Origin of the sequence: Methanobrevibacter sp. (genome assembly GCF_015062935.1) — an archaeon.
In the GTDB taxonomy this organism is placed as follows: Archaea; Methanobacteriota; Methanobacteria; order Methanobacteriales; family Methanobacteriaceae; genus Methanocatella.
Window position 1 is genome coordinate 40,236 of the sequence record NZ_SUTM01000012.1, and the last position, 25,423, is coordinate 65,658.

The window sequence follows — 25,423 nt, forward strand, 5'->3', positions numbered from 1 at the left end:
GTTATTGTAATGCTTTTAAAAGCGGAAATATTTTCATTGATGTAAAATTGATTTGACAAAATTATATTAATTTTAATTTTTAGATAATAAACTATGTATCAAGACATGATAATTATTCGTGGAGCTAAAGTTCACAATTTAAAAAATGTTGATGTGGATATTCCTCTTGGAAAAATTGTAGCCGTTTCAGGAGTTTCCGGAAGCGGAAAATCATCACTGGCTTTAGGAGTTTTGTATTCAGAAGGATCCCGCAGATATCTCGATGCGCTTTCCACATATACCCGAAGAAGAATCACACAATCTCAAAAGGCTCAAGTTGATTTAATCCAGTATGTTCCGGCGGCTCTGGCACTCCATCAAAGGCCAAATGTTCCAAATATTCGCTCAACATTTGGAACTTCCACAGAACTTTTAAATTCATTAAGATTATTGTACTCAAGATGTGGTAACTATACCTGTCCGAACGGACATCTTCAGGAACCTACATTAAGCGTTGCTCGTGAAATACCAATTAAATGCCCTGAATGCGGTGTAGAATTTTGGGGATTGGGTGCTGAGGAATATGCATTCAACTCCGATGGGGCTTGTCCAACATGCAGCGGAACAGGTTACATCAGGGATGTGGACGATTCAAAATTGATTTTAGATGAAACAAAAACTTTAAAAGAAGGGGCAGTTGATGCATGGAACCAGTTTGGAATCTCTTGGATGTACCATGTCGCAGGAGAGCTGGGAGTTAGATTGGATGTTCCGTTTAAAGATTTAAGCGATGAAGAAAAGGACATTGTTTATAATGGCCCTGCAGTGAAAAAGTACATTAACATTCCGTCCAAGAACGGTAAGCTGTTTGAGTTAAATGCAGAGTATAGGAATGCACATAAGGCTATTGAAGAGGCATTGAAAAATGCAAAGACAGAAAAAGGTTTAACAAAAATCAATAAATTCCTAACAACTAAGGTATGCAGTGACTGTAACGGAACAAGACTTAATTCACAAGCTCGCAAAACTCTTTTAGGTGGAATAACTCTGCCTGAAGCGTGCCAAATGAATCTGAAGGAACTGGTTTTGTGGATTTCGCAGGTTATAGATGAACTTCCGGATGGTGTTAGGCAAATGGCAGTTGACATATCCGAAGAATTTATGGACAATGCAAAAATTTTGCTTGATTTGGGTTTAAGCTATATTTCTCTTGACAGGCCTTCAAATACTCTTTCCACTGGCGAACTTCAGAGAGTTCAAATTGCAAAAACATTAAGAAACCGTACAACCGGAGTGCTGTATGTTTTGGATGAACCTTCAATAGGTTTGCATCCGAATAATGTTGATGGGCTAATTAATGTTATCAGACGATTGGTCGAGGATGGAAATTCAATAATTTTAGTTGACCATGACACAAAAATATTGGGAATTGCAGATTATATGATTGAAATGGGGCCTGAAGCAGGTGCTGAAGGCGGAAATATCATAGCAAAAGGAACTTTAGATGAAATCAAAAATAATGGCTCTTCACAAATTGCTCCGTTTTTAACAAATTCCGAAAAGATTATCATTAGGGACAAATCACCGAATGTCTTTGAAAATGGTGAGATTAACATTAAAACTTCTCAAATCCATAATGTGAAAGAGATGGATGTTTCAATTCCAAAAGGCAAATTAACAGTAGTAAGCGGAGTTTCCGGAAGTGGGAAAACAACTCTGCTTTTAGAAGCATTATATCCTGCTGTCAAATCTTACATTAACGATGAAGATTTGCCTGTTGGTGTTCAGGATATTGATTGTGACAATATTAAGAAAATAGACTTGATTGACAGTGTTCCGATAGGTAAAAATGTAAGAAGTACCGTTGCCACATACTCAAAGGTCCTTGATGATTTAAGAAGGGAATTCGCTAAATTGACTGATGAGTATAAGATGGCAGATTTCTCATATAATACTGGAAAACTGAGATGTGAAACCTGTAATGGTACGGGACATGTTTCCATGGATGTGCAGTTCCTGCCTGATGTTGAAATGACCTGTCCTGATTGTGAAGGTCTCAGATATGATAAAAAAGTTGAAGATATAACATATAATGGACTTTCCATTGCAGATATCATGAGTTTAACAATTGATGAAGCATTGGAAGAGCTCTTTGAGCTTAAAAAAGTCACATCTAAATTGCAGAAACTGTCCGATTTGGGATTGGGTTATCTCACCCTTGGTGAGGCAACTCCAAGTTTATCCGGTGGTGAAGCTCAAAGGTTAAAACTGGCTTCTGAAATTGGAAAATCACAAAAGAATTCAATATTTATCTTTGATGAACCGACAATAGGTCTTCATCCGCTGGATGTTAAGGTTTTAATTGATGTTTTTGACAATCTCATTGACAGGGGAGCAACTGTCATTGTTATTGAACATGACCTTGATTTAATCGCTAATGCTGATTATATCGTTGATATGGGAATCGGTGAAAACTACTGTGCAGGCGAAATATTGGCCAGAGGTAGTCTGGAGGATATAATTAATTCGAAAAGTAGTTTAACCGGCAAATATTTGGCTGAAAAAGAATTATTCTAGATTTTAGGTGTTTAAATGAAAAATGATATTGACAGATTCGGTTTCGGATTTATGAGATTGCCATTAAAAAAAGGAAGAATCGACTATGAAAAAACTAATGAAATGGTGGATGAATTCATTGCCAGAGGGGGTAAGTTTTTTGATACAGGCGTTGATTACCTGAGTGGTGAAAGTGAAGTAGCTATTAGAAAAGCCGTTGTTGAAAGATATCCTCGAAATCAATTTTTCATTTCAGATAAAATGCCGGTTTACTCCATGAAAAGAAGCGATGATCCTTATGAAATTTTTGAAAATCAGCTTAAACGTTGTGGAGTTGATTATTTTGACTATTATCTAGTGCATGATGCAGAAGACAGATATTATGAAGGATTATGTAAGGATTTGGATATTTTCAACATTTTAAATGAATTTAAACGTCAGGGAAGAATTAAAAAACTTGGATTAAGTCTACATGATACTCCCGAGGTTCTGGACAAAATTTTAACTGAACATCCTGAAATCGAATTTGTGCTTCTGCAGATTAATTACAAAGATTGGGATAATTCCTATGTTCAATCCAGGAATTGTTATGAAATGGCAGTAAAACACAACAAACCTGTTTTTGTTATGGGTCCAGTTAAAGGTGGGCAACTGGCAAAAGTTAATGTTAATGTTAAAAAGTTATTCGATTCTTATAATGACTGGACGCCTGCATTGTGGGCACTTTCATTTGTTTTAAATTTGGATGATGCTGAAATGATTTTAAGTGGTATGAGCACAATTGATGAGATAAAACAGAATATGGATTTCATAGAAAAATTCAATAAGTTAAGTGATTCTGAAGTTAGGATACTCAGTAAAGCTTGTGACCTGATGCAAAATCGTGATGAAATTCAATGTACAACCTGTGATTACTGTAAAAATCACTGCCCTACAGATATTCCTATTTCAAAATTTTTTGATTTATATAATTTGAATAAAAAATCTGTTTCATTTAATCAGGATTATTATGATGAATACGATTCCATTTCTATGCAATATTCAAAGGCTTCCGATTGCATTGACTGTGGGGAGTGTGAAGAGTTTTGCCCGCAGCATTTAAATATTCCTCGAGAACTTAAAAAGGTTGTAAATATTTTTGAGTGAATTGAGTTTGAACTTCGCCGGCTTGTAGAACCTGGTGAATTTTTTATGATAATATTAAATAACACAATTCAGGGACGATTCGATGAAAAAGATATTGTATTTGACAGATTTGTATTATGATGCCAAAGGCAGGGATTATTATAAAGAGGATTTGTTCATTACAGAATGCCTGAAGGATTACTTTGATTTGGTATTGTGCAATCCAAGAAACTCTAAAAGTTTTGAAAGTGATGTTGATTTGATTATTTTTAGAAATACGGGTCCCGTCAGTGAATTTAGTGATGTTTATAACTCATTTGTTGAGAGAGTTAAATCAAATAATCTTAAGACATTCAATGAATTCAAGGGAAAAGCGGACATGTGCGGCAAACAGTATCTTATTGATTTGACTTTAGAAGGGTTTCCGGTTATTCCAACTATAGATTCCCTTGAAAACTTTGATTTGCTGCCTCAATGTGACAAGTTTGTAATCAAACCCAATGATGGTGCTGATTCAATAGGTCTTGAATTTCTCACCAAAGAGGAGTTATTTAACCGTGAATTGGAGGATATGCTAATTCAGCCTGCTGTCGACTTTAAATATGAAGTGTCCTTTTATTTTATGAATGATACACTGGAATATGCCATGTATGCTCCTGATAAAGATAAAAGATGGGAGCTTAAAAGATATGATTTCACTCATAATGATGAAGAATTTGCACAGAAATTCATCAGGTGGAATGATATTGAAAATGGAATTCAGCGTGTTGATGCTTGCAGAACTCAAGACGGGGAGCTATTACTGGTTGAACTTGAAGATTTAAATCCTTACCTTTCTATTCTTGAAACCGACAGTGAAACACGGGAAAAATTTCTCAAGGATTTCAGGGATGTTTTGAATAGGCAGTTTTAATTTTTTTTTAAAGTATAAATATAACAATTGTTAATATTTATATTTGGAGATGAAAAAATGGAATTCTTAAGACAAACTGATGTTATTCAATGGAGCGATGGCCAATATAAAACCATCAAGGAAAACAGTGTTGATGATGAATATACTTATCTGTTTATAGATTATTTGCCTCCGCGTAAGTTTTCAACCTATCCTAAGGATCTGGAAGATTTTGCAATCGGATATTGTCTTGGTGAAGGTTTAATTAAAGATTATAATGATATTAAATCAATTAATTTAGACGGTACAAACATTCTGGTATCAACAACATTAACTCACAGTCCCGAAGAGGACCTGGAACAGGAAGGTATTGTTCAGGAAAGAAAAGGCAACTGCGAACATGCATGTGTTTGCAGGCTTCTTGAATATCAGGGAGTAAATTCAGACAATGCCGGAGGAATAAGGTCTGAGCTTAAAACAATAGAACCAAATACCGCTGATTTAAAAATTAATGCAACTCAAATAATTAAGGATATTAAACATCTGACTGATGAGGCAAAAATTTGGCAAAAAACTGCAGGAGTACACGTTGCACAGCTGAAATATGAAGATAACATTATCATTCGTGAAGATGTAAGCCGTCATGTTGCAGTCGATAAGGTAATCGGAGCCGCTTCAAAAGAGGGATATGACTTTTCAAAATGTTATATTTCATACAGTGGCAGAATGCCTGCGGACATGTTAATTAAAGTGATTAGAGTTGGAATTCCAATAATAATTTCAAATGCTGCACCTGCATCTTCAGGAATTGATGTGGCACGTGCAGGTAACATTACTATGGTTGGTTTTGTTCGCGATAACAGGTTCACTATCTATACTGCACCCGAACGTGTAAATCTGGAAAAGTAGATGATTTAAAGTTCATCTAGTGAAAATGAACCTAAATCCAATAAATCGAAAGTTAATATATTTGGAGCTACGGTTACTTTACCTACTCCAGTAATTATTTTATATGCTTCAAATGCTTCAAGACAACCTATTAAATTAGGTGTAGGTCCAATAACAGGTGGAACACCTGATGTTACATTTTTCAAAGCATTGATTGTTTCTTCATTCAGATCTTTACCTATTGAAGGTAAATTAAACATTTCTTCATATGTTTTTTCGCTGTTTGGTAAAAATACAGTAATTTGACCCATTGTTCCATGAATTGCACCATGGATATATGGGATTCCTTTTTCTTTTGCGGTTCTGGATACAATAACTCTTGTAAGTACATTGTCCAGCGCATCAATAACAATATTGGAATCTCCAATTACTTTGTCTATGTTTGTCTGGTCGACATGTTCATTGAATGTTGTAACTTTAACATATGGGTTTATCAGCCTTACTTTTTCAGCGGCAACGGCACTTTTGTCAAGACCTAAATCTGCAATTGATGCTAATGTTTGACGGTTTAGGTTTGATAGGTCAAAAGCGTCCTTATCAACTAGAACAAGTTCGCCGATTCCCATTCTTGCAAGCATTTCAATAGTTTCTCCACCAATTCCGCCGCATCCTATTACTGTGATTTTGGCATCTTTAAATCTTTCTTGTTCACTTCTGGTTACTATACTCATTTGACGGGAAGCTATTTCCCAGTATCCATCACCGATGTATCTTGTTGGCATTCTTTCACCTATATATTTCTTCTTAATTTGGGCAGCACTTCCATAAAGGAATCTAATGCGATTTCATATGTTTCAAAGTCATGTCCTTCAATCAGTCCGTTTTCAAAAATTGTCATGTTTTTCAGGTTAATTTTTTCATTTGTGCTGGTAATAATTTGGTTTTTAAGTTGCTTTTTTGTATTTTCAATATTTATTGTATACGGGAGTTGATATGAAAATGAATTGTTACAATAATCAATTTTAATAAATTCATCATCATCAATAGGTGATAAATTTAAGGCAACTTTTTTAAAACCCTGTTTAGTTAATTCAGCATTGATTTTAGAATATTTTGCATTGTTCAGTAATTCATCCAATTTGTCAACTTCAATTATGGCGTATTTTTTCAGATCCCTTACTTTCACGATACTGCAGGAAGTATTTTTCAGGATATAATCCTCACAGTATCGTATCCTTTCAATTTTTTCGCTGGTTGTTTTTGTATTTGTCGGAATTCTAGTTGCTAGGCATGTAGTGGATCTAGAATAAGGAATATTGTTTTTGTTTAGAAATTCATGAATGTCTTTTGAAGTTAATTTTGCTTCAATAAACGGTGTTTCAAATCCTTTACTGTATGTTACAAGTATTCCTGGTCTGTCAATGACTAAATCGCTAATGTTATTACCATCACAAATGAAATCAAAACCATTCTCTTTAGCTATTTTTTCAATGTTTGAATACATTAAAGTTCTGCAATTATAACATCTGCTTGAATCGTTTGACAAAAATTCTTCATGTTCATAAAAGTTAATGTCAACGATTTTGTGTTTGATTCCAAATAACTCTGCAACATGTTTTGTATGTTCAATAAAATCTGTTGGAAGCAGATGATTATTAATTGTAATTGCTAAAGTATCTTTTGAAACTTTTGAAGATAAATAAGCTATTAAAGTTGAATCCGCACCGCCTGAAAATCCAATGGCTACTTTTTTGTCTTTTAAAATATCTTTAACGATATTGATTTTATCTTCTAAGTTCATTTTATCCCAATGTTTTTTAAGAGCATTATGAAAATGCTCTTAATTATGTTTCATGTTTTAAGGAGTTGTTCAATTTACATTTAACTCTATGTATTTCTATATTTTTATAGATTTGGAGATAGATAAAACATTTAGTTGAAATGTTTTGTTTTACATTTTTTTAATGTCTGCCCGAGGTATGGAAAAATGATAATCCCTTCGAAATTCAAATATAACAATAGTTATTTTTTTCCACAAATACAAATTGTGCAAATTACTATATAAATTTTTTGTTATATCTTTTATAATCAAAATTATTTTTTTTAATCATTTGGAAAATCTGATTTAAACATTATTGTAATATTTTTTTGCATTTCTGAATTTGTTATGGAAAACTTTAAATTAGCAAACGATAATATAACAATTGTTAATATTTTTTGGAGGAATTAAAATTTATGATGTGATTGTTATCGGGTCTGGTGCAGGAGGATCAACTGTAGCCAAGGATTTAGCTCACAACGGACGGAAAGTTCTTGTTTTGGAAAAGGGAAACTTTCAAAATGACGGAAGTTATGTTGGCCATATGAAAACAAAACAGATTAATCTAAAAAATAACCTTTCCAGTGAAGATAAGAAAAATTATCCATTTTTAACCAGACCTCTGGATTTGACAAATATAGAAGAGATTGGAGGCACAACAACTGCATCCATAGGAAATGCCTGCTTTTCATGCAGCGGATGTTATTCCAACTCAATAATGCAACAGTTCGAAGATAAAAAATTAGATATCTTTGAAGAGCTTTTGGAAGCAAGCGGTGAATTAAATGTACGTTATTTTCCAAGAAATCTGTGGGGAAATTCCACAAGACTCATTGCCAAAGCCGGTGAGGAATTAGGTTACATTGTCGAACCAATGCCCAAATTCATTAACTTTGAAAAATGCAAATTATGCGGTAAATGCGTCAACGGATGTGTATTCGATGCAAAATGGGATGGGACTTATTTTATTCGCCAGGCCATAGATTACGGTTGTGATATAGTCACTGATTTCAATGTATTTGAAATACTGCATGAAAATAATGAGGTAGCCGGTGTTGTTGGAATAGATAAAAATAATCAAAAAATTGAATATCGTGCAAAAAAAGTAATAGTCAGTGCAGGTGCATTAAATACTCCTGTTATACTTAAGAATTCAGGAATTTCAAATGTAGGCGGTCAGATATTTTTTGATATTTTTACAACCCTCGGAGGATATCTCAAAGATGCAAATTTAAAAAATGAACTGATGATGGGAATCAAGGCAGAATTTGGTCCATATTTCCTGTCTCCACATTATTCAATGCAGTTACTTCCCCAAATTAAAGAACGAGGATTTGATGCTGATGAAAAGGATGTCATTGGAATAATGCTTAAATTTGCAGATACCTGTATTGGAACAATTGATTCCAAAGGCAATATAGAAAAAACATTAACTAAAGTTGATGTTGATTTAATCAAGGAAGGATATCAAAAAGCTATTAATATATTGCTTAAACTGGGTGTTTCAACAGATTCCATTGTTGCAACATCTCTTAAAGGAGCACATCCCGGAGGAACTGCTGCTGTAGGGGAAGTTGTCGACAACAATTTTGAAACCGAAATCAAAGGATTATACGTTTGTGATGCAAGCGTAATTCCAGAAGCTCCAGGAAGGCCGCCAATTTTAACAATTGTTGCAATTGCTAAAAAAGTGGCAAAAATTGTAGATAATGCTATTTGAGGTGAAAATATGAAATATAACTTAAAATTTAAAGATATTGATGAAACAAGAGAATTTAAAGAAACATTAACAATTAAAGATGTGTTGGCAGAATTAGGTTTGTCTGCTCAAACTGTTGTTGCAAAACAAAATGGTGAACTTGCCATAGAAGAAAGCCCAATTGAAGATGGTGATGATATTCAGTTAATTCAGATAATTTATGGTGGTTAATAGTTATTTTTTTGCAATAACTATTAATATATAATCATTTTCTTTTTTAAAGCTTTTTACACTTTTAAATCCTGCATTAAGTAAATATTTTTCCAGTTCATCTGCGGTGTAAACGCTCATTCCTTCAACTGTGGACAGCCATAGTTCATCGTCAGGATGGTTTCCGTCAGTTCCCTGAGCAATCATGAATTGTCCCTGCGGTTTGATGATTCTTGAAACTTCCTTAAATGTATTTGCGATATCCGGCCAGAAATATATGGTTTCAAACGCACTAACCAAATCATAGCTTTCATCATCAATTGGCATATCACTGACATCTGCCTGGATGACATTGCACCTTCCGCTTTCAACAGCATTCTGATTCTGTCTGATTGAAGCATTAACAGATACTCCAGAATAATCAAGTCCGTCAACATTTCCGGATGTTAATTTGAGGAATTTTTCTATGTTTACTCCACCTCCGCAGCCGATATCAAGTATCTTGTCATTTTCTCCCACATTAACGCATTCAAATGCAAAATCAGATATTTCTTTGTGATTTTCATTCATGTTTTCAATTGTCTGATATCCTTCTTCGCCGTGAGGTTTCATGCATTGGGTAATTTTTTCAGCTACCATTTTTTCATAACCTTTAATAATTTTCATAATCTAATTATTATTTAGGTGATTAAATGGATAATAAAATTATCGCAATTATTTTGGTAATCATTGCTATTATTATTGGAGGGGCATATGTTACCTCCCATAGTGATGATAACATAGTTACTATTGGATATTTGCCTTCAGATCATGATTCCGCATTGTTTGTGGCTCATGCACAGGGTGAATATGCCAACCACGGTATTCACACTAAGCTAGTTCAGTTCAATAACGGTGGAGACCTGATGACTGCAATGGCAAGTGGGGATGTTGAAGTTGGATATGTAGGTATTACTCCTGTTTTATCTTCTATCGAAAAGGGAGTTCCGGTTAAAATTATTTCCGCAGCTCAAACTGAAGGATCAGGTATTGTTGTTTCTCCAAGTTCAGGAATTCATTCTGCTTCCGACTTGTCCGGTAAAAAGATAGCTACTCCTGGGGAGGCTTCAATCCAGCACATGCTGCTTCAATATTATTTGAAACAGAACGGAATGTCATTAAGTGATTTGAAAGTAGCTCCTATGAAAGTTCCTTCCATGAATGACGCTTTGAAAACAAATAAAATCGATGGTATAATTACATTTGAACCTTATGTTACTACTGCTGTAGATAATGGAAATGAAGTGTTGGTGAAATCAGGTGAAATTCTGCCAAATCATCCATGCTGTGTTGTGGTGGCATCTGATGACTATTTAGGCCGTCATCCGGATGAAACTGTAAAACTTTTAGAGATTCATGCAAATGCAACCAAATTCATCAATGACAAGATTGCTGATGATGATACTGATGATGTTGTCGGTCTGTTGCCTGCAGATATTATTTCCAATAAGGATATTGAAGAGGATTCCTTGGAAAGTTTCCCATTCATTTCAGGATTAAATGAAAGCTTTAAAAAAGATGTTAAGGATTTCATGAATCTGGAAGTTGAATTGGGTATTTTAAAGAAACCTATTTCTGACGACAAATTATACTGGGAAGGTAGTAAATAACTACCTTTACTTTTTTTTGGGAGTGTCCGATAATTATTTGATTTTCGAATCTCCCTTATTTTTAGTTTATGATTACCTATTTATGTTCGGATTTCCAAAATATCCAATATGAAACTTTCAAAAATTATTTGCATTTGCGCAGTGCTTGTGATTTTCTCAATAGGCATTGCCTCAGCAGTTGACATCGATGACTTTAAGCCTCCAAGCGGCTTTGATGATGGTATTGCCGAGTCAATGGATAAGGATGACTTTTCAATTACCCTCGAAGAGTATGACAAAGACATAAGTAGTTCTCCTTTTGAAGGTGACCACTTCAATAATGTCACTGTTAAAGACAACATTGGTCAGTACACAGACTCATTTCATGATGAAGTCGGAGCAATGGAGCTTGTTAAAATTGGAAAAACTCATCAGATTGTCAAATGCAAATATAAAGACACTGATGCTTCCAAAATAAGTGAGTGTGTAAAATATCTGGAAGAATTCAACAAGAAAAACAACTTAACTCCTGAAAATATTGACAAATAGTCTTTATTTTCTTTTTCTATTTTTTTAAAATTCTGCTTTGTGATTGTGCCCTGATTTTATAAATGAATGAAATAATTATCAGACAAGCATTTTTTTATTTGATTTTCAATAATATTTAAATATGATAAAATATATAACAATCGTTATTGCAATATAACAATTGTGATAAACAATGATGGGAGGATAATATATGTGTGAAATTTTTTGTTTTAATTCAAATAAGCCAAAACAATTAAATCAGTGCCTTGAATGTTTTTATAATCACTCAGATAATCATCCGCATGGATGGGGATTGGCTACAATGCAATCCGATGAATTTGTTATAGATAAAGAGCCTATAAAAGCAGCATGCAGTCAGCACTTAAAAGATATATTATCCAATCCTGTTGTTGGCAAAAATGTATTCGCCCATATCAGGTTAGCAACGGTTGGTGAAATAATATCTCCCAATTGCCACCCTTTCGTTGAAGCAGATGATAACAATCGATCTTGGATGTTAATTCATAACGGAACCATTTTTGACTTTCCCGAATTAGATAAATACAAAGAAAAAGAAAATGGCGACACTGATTCTGAGCGAATACTATTATATATAATCGATAATGTTAATCAATTTGAAAAAGATAAAAACGCTCCTTCAACAATTAAAGAACGTTTTGACATACTTTTAAAAATTGTATCCAATCTATCTAAAAACAATAAGCTTAATCTAATGATTTACGATGGAGAGCTAACATATATTCATTCAAACATGAAAGAGTCATTATATTACTTAAAAAACGAAGATGAATTTCTTGTTGCTACAACTCCATTGGATGATGATGAAAACTGGAAACAGGTCGAGCTGAATAAATTATTTGGACTGATTGACGGAAACATCGTTTTTGAAAGCGAAGAACATGACAATGAATTTATATTCACTGAAGAACATGAAAAAGCTATGGAAGAATTTTTAAAAGCTATCAATTAGGTGATTTAATGATTGATAAAGAAATTATTCGAAATAGATTATACTCAGAATTCATACAGCCAACAAATCAAGAAAAGAATTTTATAGGTATAGAAATTGAAATTCCAATTGTTAATTTGGACAAACATGCCGTGGATTTCAATATTGTTCACAAAATTACAGAAAAGTTCAAAAATCAGTATTCTGATTTTAAAAGCGATGGTGTTGATTATGATGGAAATATCTTTTCTCTAAAAAATCATAAGACAGATGATATACTCTGCTATGATTGCTCATACAATAATATAGAATTTGCAATGGGTAAAGAAAAGGATCTCTTCACAATCAATGACCGTTTTTGTGATTATTACTCTTTTGTTAAAGAATCTTTTGAGGAGTATAATCATACTTTAACAGGAATGGGAATTAATCCATACAGACAATATAATGTTAACCAACCTATTCCTTCAGAAAGGTATCTGATGCTTTATCATCATTTAAAATCATTTAAGAATTATCAAAATCTCCCAATGCGTTTTCATAACTATCCAGAATATGGAATGTTTTCATCTGCATCTCAGGTGCAGTTAGATGTTCGCAAGGATGATTTAATCCAAACAATCAATGTTTTTTCCAAATTGGAACCAATTAAAGCATTGTTATTTTCCAACTCTGTATTAATTGGTGAAGATAATGATTTAACTTGTTTTAGGGATGTATTGTGGGAGTATTCCGCCCATGGTGTTAATCCGCATAATATTGGAATGTATGATGTTGATTTTAAGGATATTTCAGAACTTCAGTCATATCTTGAATCTTTAAACATGTACTGTGTAATGAGGGATGGTGCATACATTAATTTCCCGTCAATGAATCTGCTTGAATATTTCCAGAAGGATTATGTTCGTGGAGAAATTTATTGTAAAGGCCAATACCGTGAAATAGATGTCAAGCCAATGTTAAGTGACATAAAATATTTGAGGCCATTTAAATTTATCAATTTGACTTTCAGAGGTACTGTTGAATTTAGAAGTGTCTGTACACAGCCTATAAAAGATTCAATGTGTGTAGCTGCATTTCATTTAGGACTTAAAGACAGCCTCGATGAACTGGAAGAAATAATAAATTCAGATGATGTATTGTACCATAAGGGTTATACTGCAACAGAACTTCGCAAACTTCTAATTCATGATGAGATTCCAACATTCTTAAATAAGAATGATTTATGCAAATTATCTAAAAAGATTGTGGATCTGGCTTCAGCAGGTCTTCAGGAAAGAGGAATTGGTGAAGAAATATTTTTAGATCCGTTATATGCACGTATTAAAAAACATGCTAATCCCGCCAATGAAATTAGAAAATTGATTGACAATGGCATTAGTTTGGAAAAAATTATCAAGGATTATGGTAATTTGAATATGGTCGTGTAGTTTTTACAAAATGTTTATATATCTTTAAAATTATAATATACATTCAGGGGATTCATATAACAATTGTTAACTTAATTTAAAAGTAATGTATTATATATATAAATTACATATTAAATATTGTAAATTAAGTTAATTAATTAACGGTGGTTTATGAATGAATAAAAAAATTACATTTGTTTTAGTGTTAGCACTTGCTGCATTCCTTGTAATGGGTTCAGCTAGTGCAGGGCTCTTCGACTTTTTAGGCGGAGGCGACGACACTGTAAAAATAGGTTACTTACCTTCTGACCACGATGCAGCTTTATTTGTTGCAGATGCAAAAGGTATGTATAAAGATAAAAACATTACTGTTGAACTTGTTCAGTTCAACAACGGTGGAGACTTGATGACTGCTATGGCTAGTGGTGATGTCGATGTTGGATATGTTGGAATTACTCCGGTTTTATCTTCTATTGCAAAAGGAGTTCCAGTTAAAGTTGTTTCATCCGCTCAAACTGAAGGTAGTGGAATTGTTGTAACTGAAGACTCTGGAATCAACTCAGCTGCAGATTTAAAAGGTAAATCCATTGCAACTCCTGGTGAAGCTACTATTCAATATGCATTACTTACCTACTACTTAAAAGAAAATAACATGACCATGGATGATTTAAACGTTTCAGCAATGAAAGTTCCTTCAATGAACGATGCTTTAAAAACCAATCAGATTGATGGTATTGTTACTTTCCAACCTTATGTAAGTATTGCTACTAATGATTCCAGCAACCATCTTTTAGCTGGTTCTGACGAAATTTTACCAAATCACCCATGTTGTGTAGTTGTTGCATCCGATGACTTTATCAAAAACCATGAAGACAAAGCTAAAGAAATAGTAGCTATTCACAAAGAAGCTACTGACTTCATTAACAGCAATGTTGAAAATGGTACATCTGATGTTGTTGTAAAACTTTTACCTCATGATATCGTATCTGATAATGATGTTGAAGCTCTCTCTTTAGAAAGTTTCCCATTCATCTCAGGTATTGATAAATCTTTCAAATCAGATGTTGATGCATTCCAACAACTTGAAGTAGATATTGGACTTTTAAACAGTACAATACCTCAAGATAAACTCTACTGGGAAGCATAGTTAAAAAACTATGCTTTTTTTTAATTTTTTTCGTATTCTTCTTTTAAATCGGCGATAGCTTTTTTGGTTTTTTCGTCTGAAACTTTGTCGATGACCCTTTGATTTTCAATTAATTTGTCCATGTATACTTTTCTTTGATTTTCACCAACAATTTTGTATCTTGAAAAGTTAACAAGGGATTCTATGAGTGCAGACAGTCCTCTGTTAAATGCATGTACATTTTTATCATTAACGACAACTTCTCGGATATTTCCGGTAATAAAGTAAATGTTATTGTCACCTTTGATTGGGAAATCTTCAGGAGTTTTAATCTCGACATTTTCAACATCCACAATAATGTAAGCGGGGGTGTTTTTAATGATAGCTATGTTGGTATTATCAGTATAATATTCATCGTCTAAGCAATCTAGTGTAGCATATGTGAAAACTAATGGATTTTGTGTAATGTTAACTACATATTCATTAGTCTCAAGTATGTTTTTCAATGTTTTTGATCCTTCAAAGATGTGGCAGAAAACCTTATTGTCACCAAGATACTTGAATGCAAAGGCACCTGCATTTTTAATTCCGTCTTTACTTAATGTGGTTGTAATACATTCATATTGCAAATCTTTTTCAATTCCTAACTGTGTTAAATCATGACTCATTTTAGCATCTCACTGGTTGAAAACGGTTCAGCTATTTTGTTTAAGTTACTAAATACTCTTATTAGGGAAGTTATTTCTGATTCAAGTTCAGTTTCATCAATTTTTCCGAGATGCTCAATATATTGTGGAAATATTTGTTTTCCATTTGAAAAAAACAGATAATATTCGTTAATGTTAACCTCATCCTGATTCAAATCTTCAACAATTTCCTTATATAATCCGTTTAAGTCATTGTAACTTTCATTAAACATCTCTTTAATTTCATTGATGGGTTCATTATCTTCCAATTTTTTAAAAGCAGTATTTAATCTAATAATTGAAATAGTATATGTTTCTAAATCAATTTCACCATCCATAGAAATCACCTTCTGATGGTTTTAAAAAGAAAAAAAGAGTAATTTCTCAAAAGAGAAATTATAATTTGATTTTAATGTCGAGTGCTGATGAACCTTCTTCGTATACGAAGATTGGGTTTATGTCTAACTCGGATATTTCTGGGAAGTCTAAAGTCAATCTAGCTACTCTTTTGATAGCTTCTTTAACTTCTTCAACATCACAAGGAGCTTCTCCTCTGTATCCTTCAAGCAGTTTGGATACTTTGGTTGAAGCGATTTGTTCATCGATTTCCTGTGAACTCATTCCTTTTGCAAGGTTGAATGAAACATCTTCAATAAGGTTTACATAGATTCCACCCATGCCGAATGCAATCATAGGACCGAACTGTTTGTCACGGATCATACCTACAATAACTTCTTCACCGGAATCCATCATTTTTTGCACTTCTACACCATCAGGTACAATGTCAGGGTGTGCAGCTTTAGCGTTTGCGATAATTTCATCGTATGTTGCTTTTGCTTCTTCAGCACTGCTGATTCCTACTTTTACACCGCCGATGTCTGATTTGTGTAAAATTTTATCTGATGCAATCTTAAGTACAACTGGGAATTCCATTTCTTCTGCTAAAGCAGCTGCTTCGTCTGCACTGGTTGATAATTTAATTGGTGCAGCGGAAATTCCATAAGCTTCAGCTACTGCATAAGCTTCACTACCAAGTAATGTGTCTCTGCCGTCAGCTTTAACTTTGTCGAATATTGCTTTAACTGCATCTTTGTCAACATCATCGATTTTTTCAACGACATCGTCATATTCCCTGTCTTCTAATCTTGCATATCTTGTCATTGCTTCAAGTGCAGTTACTGCTGTTTCTGGGAATACATAGGTAGGTACTCCATTTTCTCTTAAAGCATCGTTTGCAGCTTCAAAGGATGGTCCTCCCATGTTAACAACGATAATTGGTTTGTTGAATTCTTTTCTTTCTTCTAAAATCGCATTTGCAATTCCATCAGGATCTGCGGATGCGGTTGGACAAACCATAACGATTAAACTGTCAACTTCATCTTGACTTAATACTATTTCTAATGATTCTTTGTATCTGCTTACCGGTGCGTCACCTAATACATCAATTGGGTTTTTAGCACTACCTTCTTCGGTAACACATTCTTTTAATCTTGCAGTGGTTTCTTCATCGAACTGTACTAATTGCAGTCCTGCTTTTTCCATTGCATCAACGGTGAGTACTCCTCCACCACCTGCATTGGTAATAATAGCTACATTATCTCCTTTTGGAAGTGGTGCTTTGGAGAATGCGAGACCTAAATCGAATAGTTCTGCCATGGTTTCTACACGCATAATTCCTGATTGTCTAAATGCGGTATCAAATGCCAAATCACTTCCTGCAAGAGCTCCTGTGTGTGAGGATGCTGCTGCAGCTCCAGCTGAACTTGAACCTGATTTAAGTACAATGATAGGTTTTTTGTGTGCGGTTTCTCTCATGGTTCTAACGAAGTCATCATCATCTGAAATAGATTCTAAGTAACAGATGATTACCTTGGTTTCATCGTCTTCTGCCAGGTATTGTAGAAGTTCGATTTCAGTTACTCCTGCTTTGTTTCCTAAACTGATTACTTTACTGAATCCTATTCCAGAAGTTACACTCCAGTCGATGATAGCTACCATCATAGCTCCACTTTGTGAAATGAATGCCATGTTTCCGGTTGGTGGCATCATTTGTGAAAATGATCCGTTTAATGGGGTGTGTGAGTCAGTAATACCTAAACTGTTTGGTCCAATAATGTTTATACCGTATTCTTCACCAAGTGCTGTTAATTCTGCTTCTAATTTAGCACCTTCTTCTCCCACTTCTTTAAAACCTGCGGTAATAACTACCATGTTTTCAACACCTGCTTCACCACATTCTTTAACGGTTGGGTTTACAAATGCAACAGGGATGGTAATTATAGCCAAGTCTACTTTTTCAGGTATATCTTTTATGTTTGCGTATGCTTTTTTACCAAGAATTTCTCCGCCTTTTGGGTTTACTGGATAGATTGCTCCTTCAAAGCCATCATTGATGAGGTTATCTACAATGATGTATCCAACTTTTCCAGGAGTATTGGAAGCACCAATGACTGCCACGGATTCTGGTTTAAACATCTTATTGAGGTCTATCATAAGTTATTCTCCTAAAATTTTTTTTATTTATCATCAACATTTATAATGATAAATAATTAAGAATTCTTATAATATAATATAGAGTTATATTCATATTTAAATATATTGAAAATTATAGTGTTAACTTCTTATTATATGATTTTAATCATTATTTATTCTTTTTTTGATAATTTAGAAAAATGTATTTACTATTTTTTTAAATGTGATTTTTAGAATTAACTTAAAAAGAATTTTTTCGCTTAAACTATTTATTACATGATGAATATAAATATATATAAATAATAAATTAGGGATATTTTAAAAAATTTAAAATATCTTATTAAAGGGATATTATGAGCTTAATTATTGCATACATTGGAAAAAAAGGATGTGTGATGACTGGAGATAAAAGAAAAATAGGATATTTCGGTGATAAAGCAAGATTAGATGAATTAGAAAAAGATTTATATTCAGGTAATATTAAAGGTGATGAAGAGTTTCAAAAACGTGCAAGCGAGTTAGGCATTTCCATTAAGATTACTGATGATGCAAACAAGTTAAAGATAGTCGGTAATTGTGTTAGGGGAGAAGTAAGTACAAAAGGCACCTTCGAGACAAAACGCAGAAGGATTTATGGAACTACAAACGGTTATCAGATTGTTGAGTTGTTAGGCTCTGAGACACAATCACGTAATGCCGGTGAAAATGGAATAATTATTTTCGGAAATAATTATGCAAAACAAATGGCTCAAAATCTTATTCAAAAGAGATGGAAGGCTTCTCAAAGTTTAAAATACATGGGAGAAGTATTTGAAGATATTTTAAGAGAAGTTTCTTCCAATACACCAACTGTAGGTTCTCATTTTGATACTTTAATTCAGCAACCTAAATTCAATGCTTCAGAAGCTCAAAAACATCTTAATATAACAATTGACCATGATATCAAAGTGTTAATTAAATTTAGACAAGATTTGACTGAACAATTAGTCCAACAAAGTATTGCTATTGACATGGCAAATAAGATAATTAATGAAGGTGAAGTCGGTAAAGTTGTTTCCATTGATGGAAATATGTTATATGTTCAATTGAACAAAAATACTCAGGCCATGGATGGGAATTGGAAACAATTAGCAGGACCTGGCCAGAATGTTTTAATGTTTACTGAAAGCAGCAATGTCAAAATAGGAGATAAAGTCATAATTGAAAATGAAAATTTATGCCTTAAAAAAGATAAATCATCTCTTAAATGCGATATAATTCTTTGTTCTTTGTGATGGGGATTTAAATGAAAATAACATTTTTTGGTAGTGGTGGTGGAAGGTTTTCCGCCATTTCCCAGCGAAGAATGACCGGAGGATTCAGGATTGATAATCTGGGCGGAAAGAATTATCATGTTGACCCTGGCCCAGGTGCGCTTGTAAGAACTTATCAATTCGGATTTGATCCTCGTAATTTAAGTGGTGTTTTTGTATCTCATGCACATACTGACCATTATAACGATGCGGAGATTCTCATTGAAGCCATGACAAAAGGCATGACCCGACGATTTGGTACAGTCTTTGGTAGCGACAGTGTTTTGAATGGTTATGATAAATGGGGTCCTTGCATTTCCAAGTATCACCAATCCCAATCAGACAAGGTTGTTCTGGAGCCGGACAAATTCAAGCCTGTTGATAATATTACCGTAAAGGGTACCAGAACAAAGCATGGTGATCCTACAGGTTCAGGTTTTCAGATTGACTATAAGGGATTTAAGATTTCATATACTTCTGATACCGGTTATTTTGACGGGCTGGCAAAGGAGCACGAAGGTGCGGATATACTGATAGCCAGTGTGCTGCGTCCTGGAAACAGAACAATCAACGGACACATGTGTACTCGCAATTTCATTGATTTGATAAATGAAGTTGAACCAAAAGTTGCTGTCATGACTCATTTGGGTTTAAAAATGATATCCAGCAATCCTGTTACTGAAGCTAAAAAGGTTTCCAAACAAACCGGAGTAAAAACTGTAGCGGCATATGACGGATTATCATTTAATGTGAATTATAATAATCCTAAAAGATTCAGATTGATATCACTTAAGGATGTAGAATCATCAAACCACAGTACTTCCCACACTTTATTCAACAACGAAAGAAAAAATTCATATCAGTTGGCTTTTAAGCACAATGAGTTTGATGAAGTTTCATTCATGAAAAAAGATTAGATTTGTTTTTTCAAATTAGTAGGATGAATGAATCCTGAGCGAATCATATGGTCTGCAAGAACAATTGCGGTGCTTGATTCAGCTACCACTGTCACTCTAGGACAGATGCAGGGATCATGGCGTCCTTTAATTTCTATTTTTTCATTTTCCTGTTTTTCTAAATTAACGGAATCCTGACATTTTGAAATTGACGGTGTTGGTTTTATTGCTATTTTAGAAACAATTGGCATTCCATTGCTCATTCCACCAATAATTCCTCCGGAGTTGTTTGTTTTTGTAGTAATTTCATTGTCTCTAATCTGGTATTCATCATTGATTTCAGAGCCGGTGTGGTTTGCAACATCAAATCCGAGTCCGATTTCAACTCCTTTTACTGCACCGATGTTCATTAATATTCTGGCTAAATCTCCGTCAAGCCTGGAAAAAACAGGTTCTCCGATACCTGCCGGAACATTAACTGCAATGGTTTCAACAATTCCTCCAACGGAATCTCCTTCATGTTTTTTAGCCAATATTAGCTCTTCCATTTTTTCAGCCGCATCCAAATCTGCACAGCGCACAGGAGTTTTCTCAATGTTTTGCTTAATGGTTTTGAAGTCTTGAGGCTCTGCTTTAACGTCACCAATTTGGACAACATGGGAAATGATTTCGATATTTTGTGTCATTAGAAGTTTTTTAGCTATTGCTCCACCGATTACGTGGCCGATGGTTACTCGTCCGCTTCCTCTGCCCCCTCCGTTATAGTCATAGTTGCCGTATCTCATCATCCAGCCATAGTCTCCATGTGAAGGGCGTGGTGTGTTTTTAAACATGGAATAATCTTTGGAGTGCTGATTTTTGTTGAAAATAACTCCGGTAATTGGAGTTCCGTCAGTTTTACCTTCAAATATTCCGGACAAAATCTGCACTTCATCAGCTTCTTTTCTGGGTGTGGTTACACTGCTTGTTCCAGGTTTTCTTTTATCCAGTTCCTTTTGAATATCTTCAGCGGTTAATTCCAGGTTTGCAGGACATCCATCAACGATGGCTCCAACAGCAACTCCGTGGCTTGCTCCAAAACTTGTTATTTTAAATTTTTCTCCAATTGAATTTGACATATTGAGCCTCTTTTTAGCAATTAGTGTAGTATTTGTTTTTTAATGTTTTTAAATGTTTAAATTTTGACAAATATTTTTGCATTTTTGGTGGTCAATTCCTCTTTCAATGTGATTTGTATCTTGAAATCCATACTGTCAATTTTAAATATTTTCAAAATAAACTATTAACTAAGTGATAAAAATGCAATTTCCAACTACAAGAATGAGAAGATTAAGAAAAAATGCTAAAATAAGAAATATAGTTCGTGAAACCAAGTTAGAAAAAGACGATTTAATTTATCCTATTTACTTTAAAGAAGAGCTTCAGGGAAATGAAAAAGAGGAAATTTCATCACTTCCTGGGGAATTTAGATACTCACTGGATGCAGGTGTTGAGTTTGCAAAGAAACTTGAACAGAAAGGATTGAAATCAATTATTGTATTCGGAATTCCTAAAGAGGATACAAAAGATGAAATAGCTACTCCTGATTATTCAGCTACAGGCATTGTTCAAAAAGCAGTCAGAAGGCTTAAAAAAGAGACTAATCTTGTTGTAATCACTGATGTATGTTTGTGCCAATACACTTCTCATGGTCATTGCGGAATGATAGTGGAAAATGATGATACTGATGATGGAATTGAAATATTGAACGATGAAAGCCTGCCTTACATTGCTAAAGTTGCTTTATCCCATGCAGAAGCAGGTGCTGATATTGTTGCACCTTCTGACATGATGGATGGTAGAGTTGGTGCAATCCGTCAATGTCTTGATGAAAACGGCTACACTAATGTGATGATAATGTCTTATTCTGCAAAATATGCATCTGCATTTTATGAACCTTTCAGGGTAGCTGCATGTTCTTCACCTCATGCCGGTGACAGGAAATCCTATCAGATGGATCCGGCAAATGCCGTTGAGGCAATCCGTGAATGTGAGCTTGATGTAATTGAAGGATGTGACTTTTTAATGGTAAAACCGGCACTTCCATATTTGGATGTTGTTCGAATGGTTCGTGATGAGTTCATGCTGCCTTTGGTTGCATATAACGTAAGCGGTGAATACGCTATGCTTATGGCTGCCATTGAAAAGGGATTTTTAACAGAACGCGCAATTTTAGAATCACTCCTTTCCATAAAAAGGGCAGGAGCAGATTTAATTATTACTAATTTCGCACCGTACTTACTTTTGAATGAGTTGATAGAATGAACGCTTCAGAAATAGCAAAAATAGCACAAATTGCATCTGCACTTGAAGTTAGCGGATATCCAAAACCGGGAAACGTTCACAGGACCCGTGATTATGATGATATGGAATTTGAAGATTTTATCATAAGTGGAATCGTAATAGGGGATACAATCCGTGAAGCCTGCACTGACGTTGATGTGGAAAATCCAGAACTTGGAAAATACATTCTGCAGGCAGTGGCTGAAACCGACAGATGGATTAAGAACAATACAAATCTTGGAATTGTAATGATGACCACTCCTATTGCAGTAGCAGCTTCCATTAGTGATTCCTTTGATGATATTCGAGGAAACATTAAACTTTTGATGGGAAACACTTCTGTTGACGATGCGTGTGATTTGTATGATGCAATCAACATTGCTGATGCCGGAGGAATGGGCGATCAGGATGAATATGATGTTGCAAGCGATAATGCAAAACAGGAGCTCAGGGACAATAACCAGACCATGTATGATGTTTTGAAAATTTCTGCTCCTTGGGATATGCTTGCACGTGAAATGACTTCTGACATGCCTGCCGTTTTTGAAATAGGTTATCCTACATATCATGAGTTAAGAGCTGAAAAAACTAAAAACGAGGCTTGTCTTTTAACATTTTTAACAATACTTTCTCATGTTCCTGATACTTTAATTTCAAGAAAATACGGTGATGAGGAAGCGCTAAAAATATCCTTGATGACTGGGGATTTGCTTAAAATGAAAGATTCATCAGACTTTATGGACAGAGTGAGTGAATTCGATGATTATTTATTTAAAAACAAGTATAATCCTGGAACCACAGCTGATTTAACAGCAGCATCAATTTTTGTAAGTTATTTGAAATCCAATTTTGAATAACTTCATATATTTTTTTAACTTTTAAACTAACAGTCGTTAGTTTTATATATCTTTTTTTAAATAACATTAACTAACAACTGTTAGTTTTGATATCATGAATAATAAAGAAAAAATTTTCAATGTTTCAATTGATTTGTTTTCACAATATGGTTATGATGGAGTTTCCATTCGCCAGATTGCTCGTGAAGTTGGAATAAAGGAAAGTTCAATCTATAATCATTACAAAAGCAAGGAATCAATCATGGATTCAATTTTAAAGTATTATATCGAACAGATGATTTCCGAAGATATTCCAATTGACCAGGCTAGTGAGAATCTTGATATAAGCTTTGATTATTTCTACCGTGCCGGACTGGAAGCATTTTCCTCACAGCTGCGTGATGAAAAAATGTCCAAAATCACTAGAATAATATTCATTGAATCTTATCACAATGAAAAAATAAGGGAATTTCTCAAAAATAGCATTCTGGAAGATGCAATCACAGGATGGATAAATCTGTTTGATTTGATGAAATATAAAAAACTGATTCGTGATGATGTGGACTCAAGACAACTGGCAGAATCATTTTACAAATACGGACTTTCCCTGTTATATGAACATTATGTCATCAATTACCCTGAAGATGACGGGAAATTCGTAGATGAGCTATGTGAAAAATCAGAAAGACATATCAAATTGATATATGAATCTGTAAGGAGATAATTTAATGGAAATAAGACTTGAAAACGAAAATGATTACTCTGAAGTGGAAGTGCTGGTTAGAAACTCATTCTGGAATATTTATCGGCCGGGAGCTTATGAACACTACATTGTGCATTGCTTAAGGAATGACAAATCTTTCATCAGGGATTTGGCATATGTCATTGAAGATGATGATAAAATTGTTGGCCATATTAGCTATTCTGTGGGATACATTGATTATGGTGATGTAAAAATTGACGCAGTTGTTTTAGGCCCTGTTTCAATACATGAAGATTATCAAAATATGGGTTTGGGTTCAAAACTGATTAGACATACGCTTGATTTGGCAAAAAATGAGGGAATTCCCTTTGTTTTTGTAATTGGTGATGAAAATTATTATCACAGATTCGGTTTTGAAAGCGCTTCAAAATTTGATATATTTTTAGACGGAACTGATAGACAGGATGAATGCCCTTTTTTCATGGTTATCGTATTTGATAAAACCAAATTAAAAAATAAAAATGGAACATTTCATAATCCTGACGTATTTGATGTCAATCAAAGCGATGTGGATGAATTTGATAAACAATTTGAATTCAAGGAAAAATTAATTTTGGATTCACAATTAAAGGAGTTATAAAATGAAATATGTAATAATCAACGGATCTCCAAGAAGGAAAAATACATGTGCAGTAATAAAACAGATTAAAACAAATCTGGAAGGTGAATTTGAAGAAATCTATCTGCAAAAGGAAAAAATTCCATTATGCGTAGGCTGCTATAACTGCATTGTTAAAGGTGAGAAATACTGCCCTCACTTCAGTCAGATTAATCCCATAGTTGAAAAGATAAACGATTGTGACGGAATCATCATAGGATCACCGGTATATGCGATGAATGTCACAGCACTTCTTAAAAACTTCTTTGACCATACGGCTTACCTGTTCCACAGACCTCAGTTTTTCACAAAAAAAGCCATAGTCGTTGTTACAACTGCAGGGGCAGGCCATAAAAAGGTAGCCAATTACATTGATGAAACATTAAGGCATTGGGGAGTAAATAAAGTATATAAAATTGCAATGGCATGCGGAGGAAAGGAACATCTGGAAACCGAACCAATAGATAAAGTGTCTAAAAAATTCTTCAAGGATTTAAAGTCAAATAAACTGCATTCTCCTAAATTTGGAGATATTTTGTTTTTCGATGTATGGAAAGCTATGGCTAATATGGACGAGCCTATCAAGCCAGATGCAGAATATTGGAATGAAACTGGTTTGATTAATGAGGATTTTTCACCTGATGTTAAATTGAATTTCATAAAAAAGGGATTTTCAAAACTGATGTTTTTTATATTAAGTAAGTTCATAAAATGATTATAAGAATTTAA

Annotated in this window: 25 protein-coding genes; 18 read left to right on the forward strand and 7 right to left on the reverse strand. The window is 34.1% G+C overall.

All coding sequences use genetic code 11. The features are described 5' to 3' along the window. Nucleotides 1-93 precede the first annotated feature (93 nt). From E7Z81_RS07085 to fdhD, 4 genes are all read left to right on the forward strand, one after another. On the forward strand, nucleotides 94-2,556 hold the full coding sequence (locus tag E7Z81_RS07085; protein WP_292745767.1) for an ATP-binding cassette domain-containing protein: 2,463 nt from the start codon (nucleotides 94-96) through the stop codon (nucleotides 2,554-2,556). Between the two features lie 15 nt (nucleotides 2,557-2,571). Next, nucleotides 2,572-3,681, forward strand: coding sequence for an aldo/keto reductase (locus tag E7Z81_RS07090; RefSeq protein WP_292745769.1), 1,110 nt, complete (start codon nucleotides 2,572-2,574; stop codon nucleotides 3,679-3,681). An 82-nt stretch (nucleotides 3,682-3,763) separates the two neighbouring features. Beyond that, a complete protein-coding gene (locus tag E7Z81_RS07095) occupies nucleotides 3,764-4,573 on the forward strand; it encodes a hypothetical protein (protein WP_292745771.1) in 810 nt (269 codons plus the stop codon). A 57-nt stretch (nucleotides 4,574-4,630) separates the two neighbouring features. Beyond that, nucleotides 4,631-5,461 (forward strand): formate dehydrogenase accessory sulfurtransferase FdhD, encoded by an 831-nt coding sequence (fdhD, locus tag E7Z81_RS07100; protein ID WP_292745773.1) that lies wholly within the window; start codon nucleotides 4,631-4,633, stop codon nucleotides 5,459-5,461. Between the two features lie 5 nt (nucleotides 5,462-5,466). Here fdhD and E7Z81_RS07105 read toward each other — a convergent pair whose 3' ends face one another. Together E7Z81_RS07105 and larE are read right to left on the reverse strand one after the other, a co-directional pair. Then, nucleotides 5,467-6,222 (reverse strand): HesA/MoeB/ThiF family protein, encoded by a 756-nt coding sequence (locus E7Z81_RS07105; RefSeq protein ID WP_292745775.1) that lies wholly within the window; start codon nucleotides 6,220-6,222, stop codon nucleotides 5,467-5,469. A gap of 8 nt (nucleotides 6,223-6,230) precedes the next feature. Further along, complete coding sequence (gene larE, locus E7Z81_RS07110; protein ID WP_292745777.1) at nucleotides 6,231-7,241, reverse strand: ATP-dependent sacrificial sulfur transferase LarE; 1,011 nt, start codon at nucleotides 7,239-7,241, stop codon at nucleotides 6,231-6,233. A gap of 403 nt (nucleotides 7,242-7,644) precedes the next feature. On the opposite strand from larE, the gene E7Z81_RS07115 reads away from it, so the two are divergent. Together E7Z81_RS07115 and E7Z81_RS07120 are read left to right on the forward strand one after the other, a co-directional pair. Next, nucleotides 7,645-8,979 carry a GMC family oxidoreductase N-terminal domain-containing protein gene (locus E7Z81_RS07115; RefSeq protein WP_292745779.1) on the forward strand — a complete coding sequence of 445 codons (1,335 nt, stop codon included), beginning with the start codon at nucleotides 7,645-7,647 and terminating at the stop codon, nucleotides 8,977-8,979. Between the two features lie 9 nt (nucleotides 8,980-8,988). Next, nucleotides 8,989-9,189: a MoaD/ThiS family protein gene (locus tag E7Z81_RS07120; protein WP_292745782.1), complete on the forward strand. Its 201-nt coding sequence runs from the start codon at nucleotides 8,989-8,991 to the stop codon at nucleotides 9,187-9,189. A gap of 3 nt (nucleotides 9,190-9,192) precedes the next feature. Here the strand turns inward: E7Z81_RS07120 and E7Z81_RS07125 are convergent, their stop codons facing one another. Beyond that, nucleotides 9,193-9,807: a class I SAM-dependent methyltransferase gene (locus E7Z81_RS07125; RefSeq protein WP_292745783.1), complete on the reverse strand. Its 615-nt coding sequence runs from the start codon at nucleotides 9,805-9,807 to the stop codon at nucleotides 9,193-9,195. Nucleotides 9,808-9,860: 53 nt separating this feature from the next. On the opposite strand from E7Z81_RS07125, the gene E7Z81_RS07130 reads away from it, so the two are divergent. From E7Z81_RS07130 to E7Z81_RS07150, 5 genes are all read left to right on the forward strand, one after another. Next, a complete protein-coding gene (locus E7Z81_RS07130) occupies nucleotides 9,861-10,817 on the forward strand; it encodes an ABC transporter substrate-binding protein (RefSeq protein WP_292745785.1) in 957 nt (318 codons plus the stop codon). A 108-nt stretch (nucleotides 10,818-10,925) separates the two neighbouring features. Beyond that, on the forward strand, nucleotides 10,926-11,345 hold the full coding sequence (locus E7Z81_RS07135; protein ID WP_292745787.1) for a hypothetical protein: 420 nt from the start codon (nucleotides 10,926-10,928) through the stop codon (nucleotides 11,343-11,345). Nucleotides 11,346-11,535: 190 nt separating this feature from the next. Next, nucleotides 11,536-12,315, forward strand: coding sequence for a class II glutamine amidotransferase (locus E7Z81_RS07140; RefSeq protein WP_292745789.1), 780 nt, complete (start codon nucleotides 11,536-11,538; stop codon nucleotides 12,313-12,315). 8 nt (nucleotides 12,316-12,323) lie between these two features. Further along, nucleotides 12,324-13,724 carry a hypothetical protein gene (locus E7Z81_RS07145; RefSeq protein WP_292745791.1) on the forward strand — a complete coding sequence of 467 codons (1,401 nt, stop codon included), beginning with the start codon at nucleotides 12,324-12,326 and terminating at the stop codon, nucleotides 13,722-13,724. Nucleotides 13,725-13,878: 154 nt separating this feature from the next. Then, complete coding sequence (locus E7Z81_RS07150; RefSeq protein ID WP_292745794.1) at nucleotides 13,879-14,850, forward strand: ABC transporter substrate-binding protein; 972 nt, start codon at nucleotides 13,879-13,881, stop codon at nucleotides 14,848-14,850. A 20-nt stretch (nucleotides 14,851-14,870) separates the two neighbouring features. Here E7Z81_RS07150 and E7Z81_RS07155 read toward each other — a convergent pair whose 3' ends face one another. Genes E7Z81_RS07155 through acs form a run of 3 tightly spaced genes read right to left on the reverse strand, consistent with a single transcriptional unit; the run spans nucleotide 14,871 to nucleotide 18,008 of the window. Further along, nucleotides 14,871-15,497 (reverse strand): DUF447 domain-containing protein, encoded by a 627-nt coding sequence (locus E7Z81_RS07155; RefSeq protein ID WP_292745795.1) that lies wholly within the window; start codon nucleotides 15,495-15,497, stop codon nucleotides 14,871-14,873. Continuing rightward, nucleotides 15,494-15,853, reverse strand: coding sequence for a hypothetical protein (locus E7Z81_RS07160; RefSeq protein ID WP_292745797.1), 360 nt, complete (start codon nucleotides 15,851-15,853; stop codon nucleotides 15,494-15,496). Before E7Z81_RS07160 ends, E7Z81_RS07155 begins: the two co-directional genes overlap by 4 nt. 58 nt (nucleotides 15,854-15,911) lie before the next feature. Beyond that, complete coding sequence (gene acs, locus E7Z81_RS07165; protein WP_292745799.1) at nucleotides 15,912-18,008, reverse strand: acetate--CoA ligase alpha subunit; 2,097 nt, start codon at nucleotides 18,006-18,008, stop codon at nucleotides 15,912-15,914. A 332-nt stretch (nucleotides 18,009-18,340) separates the two neighbouring features. Between acs and E7Z81_RS07170 the strand changes: the two genes are divergently transcribed. Continuing rightward, on the forward strand, nucleotides 18,341-19,261 hold the full coding sequence (locus tag E7Z81_RS07170) for a DUF2121 domain-containing protein (protein WP_292745801.1): 921 nt from the start codon (nucleotides 18,341-18,343) through the stop codon (nucleotides 19,259-19,261). A gap of 11 nt (nucleotides 19,262-19,272) precedes the next feature. After that, complete coding sequence (locus E7Z81_RS07175; protein ID WP_292745803.1) at nucleotides 19,273-20,196, forward strand: MBL fold metallo-hydrolase; 924 nt, start codon at nucleotides 19,273-19,275, stop codon at nucleotides 20,194-20,196. Here the strand turns inward: E7Z81_RS07175 and aroC are convergent. After that, nucleotides 20,193-21,293 carry a chorismate synthase gene (gene aroC / locus E7Z81_RS07180; protein WP_292745805.1) on the reverse strand — a complete coding sequence of 367 codons (1,101 nt, stop codon included), beginning with the start codon at nucleotides 21,291-21,293 and terminating at the stop codon, nucleotides 20,193-20,195. The genes E7Z81_RS07175 and aroC overlap by 4 nt on opposite strands. Nucleotides 21,294-21,474: 181 nt before the next feature. On the opposite strand from aroC, the gene hemB reads away from it, so the two are divergent. From hemB to E7Z81_RS07205, 5 genes are all read left to right on the forward strand, one after another. Beyond that, nucleotides 21,475-22,479 (forward strand): porphobilinogen synthase, encoded by a 1,005-nt coding sequence (gene hemB / locus E7Z81_RS07185; RefSeq protein ID WP_292745807.1) that lies wholly within the window; start codon nucleotides 21,475-21,477, stop codon nucleotides 22,477-22,479. Next, nucleotides 22,476-23,354 carry a triphosphoribosyl-dephospho-CoA synthase gene (locus tag E7Z81_RS07190; protein WP_292745809.1) on the forward strand — a complete coding sequence of 293 codons (879 nt, stop codon included), beginning with the start codon at nucleotides 22,476-22,478 and terminating at the stop codon, nucleotides 23,352-23,354. Before hemB ends, E7Z81_RS07190 begins: the two co-directional genes overlap by 4 nt. A 94-nt stretch (nucleotides 23,355-23,448) precedes the next feature. Beyond that, nucleotides 23,449-24,057, forward strand: coding sequence for a TetR/AcrR family transcriptional regulator (locus E7Z81_RS07195; RefSeq protein WP_292745811.1), 609 nt, complete (start codon nucleotides 23,449-23,451; stop codon nucleotides 24,055-24,057). A 4-nt stretch (nucleotides 24,058-24,061) separates the two neighbouring features. Further along, nucleotides 24,062-24,676: a GNAT family N-acetyltransferase gene (locus tag E7Z81_RS07200; protein WP_292745812.1), complete on the forward strand. Its 615-nt coding sequence runs from the start codon at nucleotides 24,062-24,064 to the stop codon at nucleotides 24,674-24,676. 1 nt (nucleotide 24,677) lies between these two features. Beyond that, on the forward strand, nucleotides 24,678-25,409 hold the full coding sequence (locus E7Z81_RS07205; protein WP_292745813.1) for a flavodoxin family protein: 732 nt from the start codon (nucleotides 24,678-24,680) through the stop codon (nucleotides 25,407-25,409). The last annotated feature ends 14 nt before the right edge of the window (nucleotides 25,410-25,423 follow it).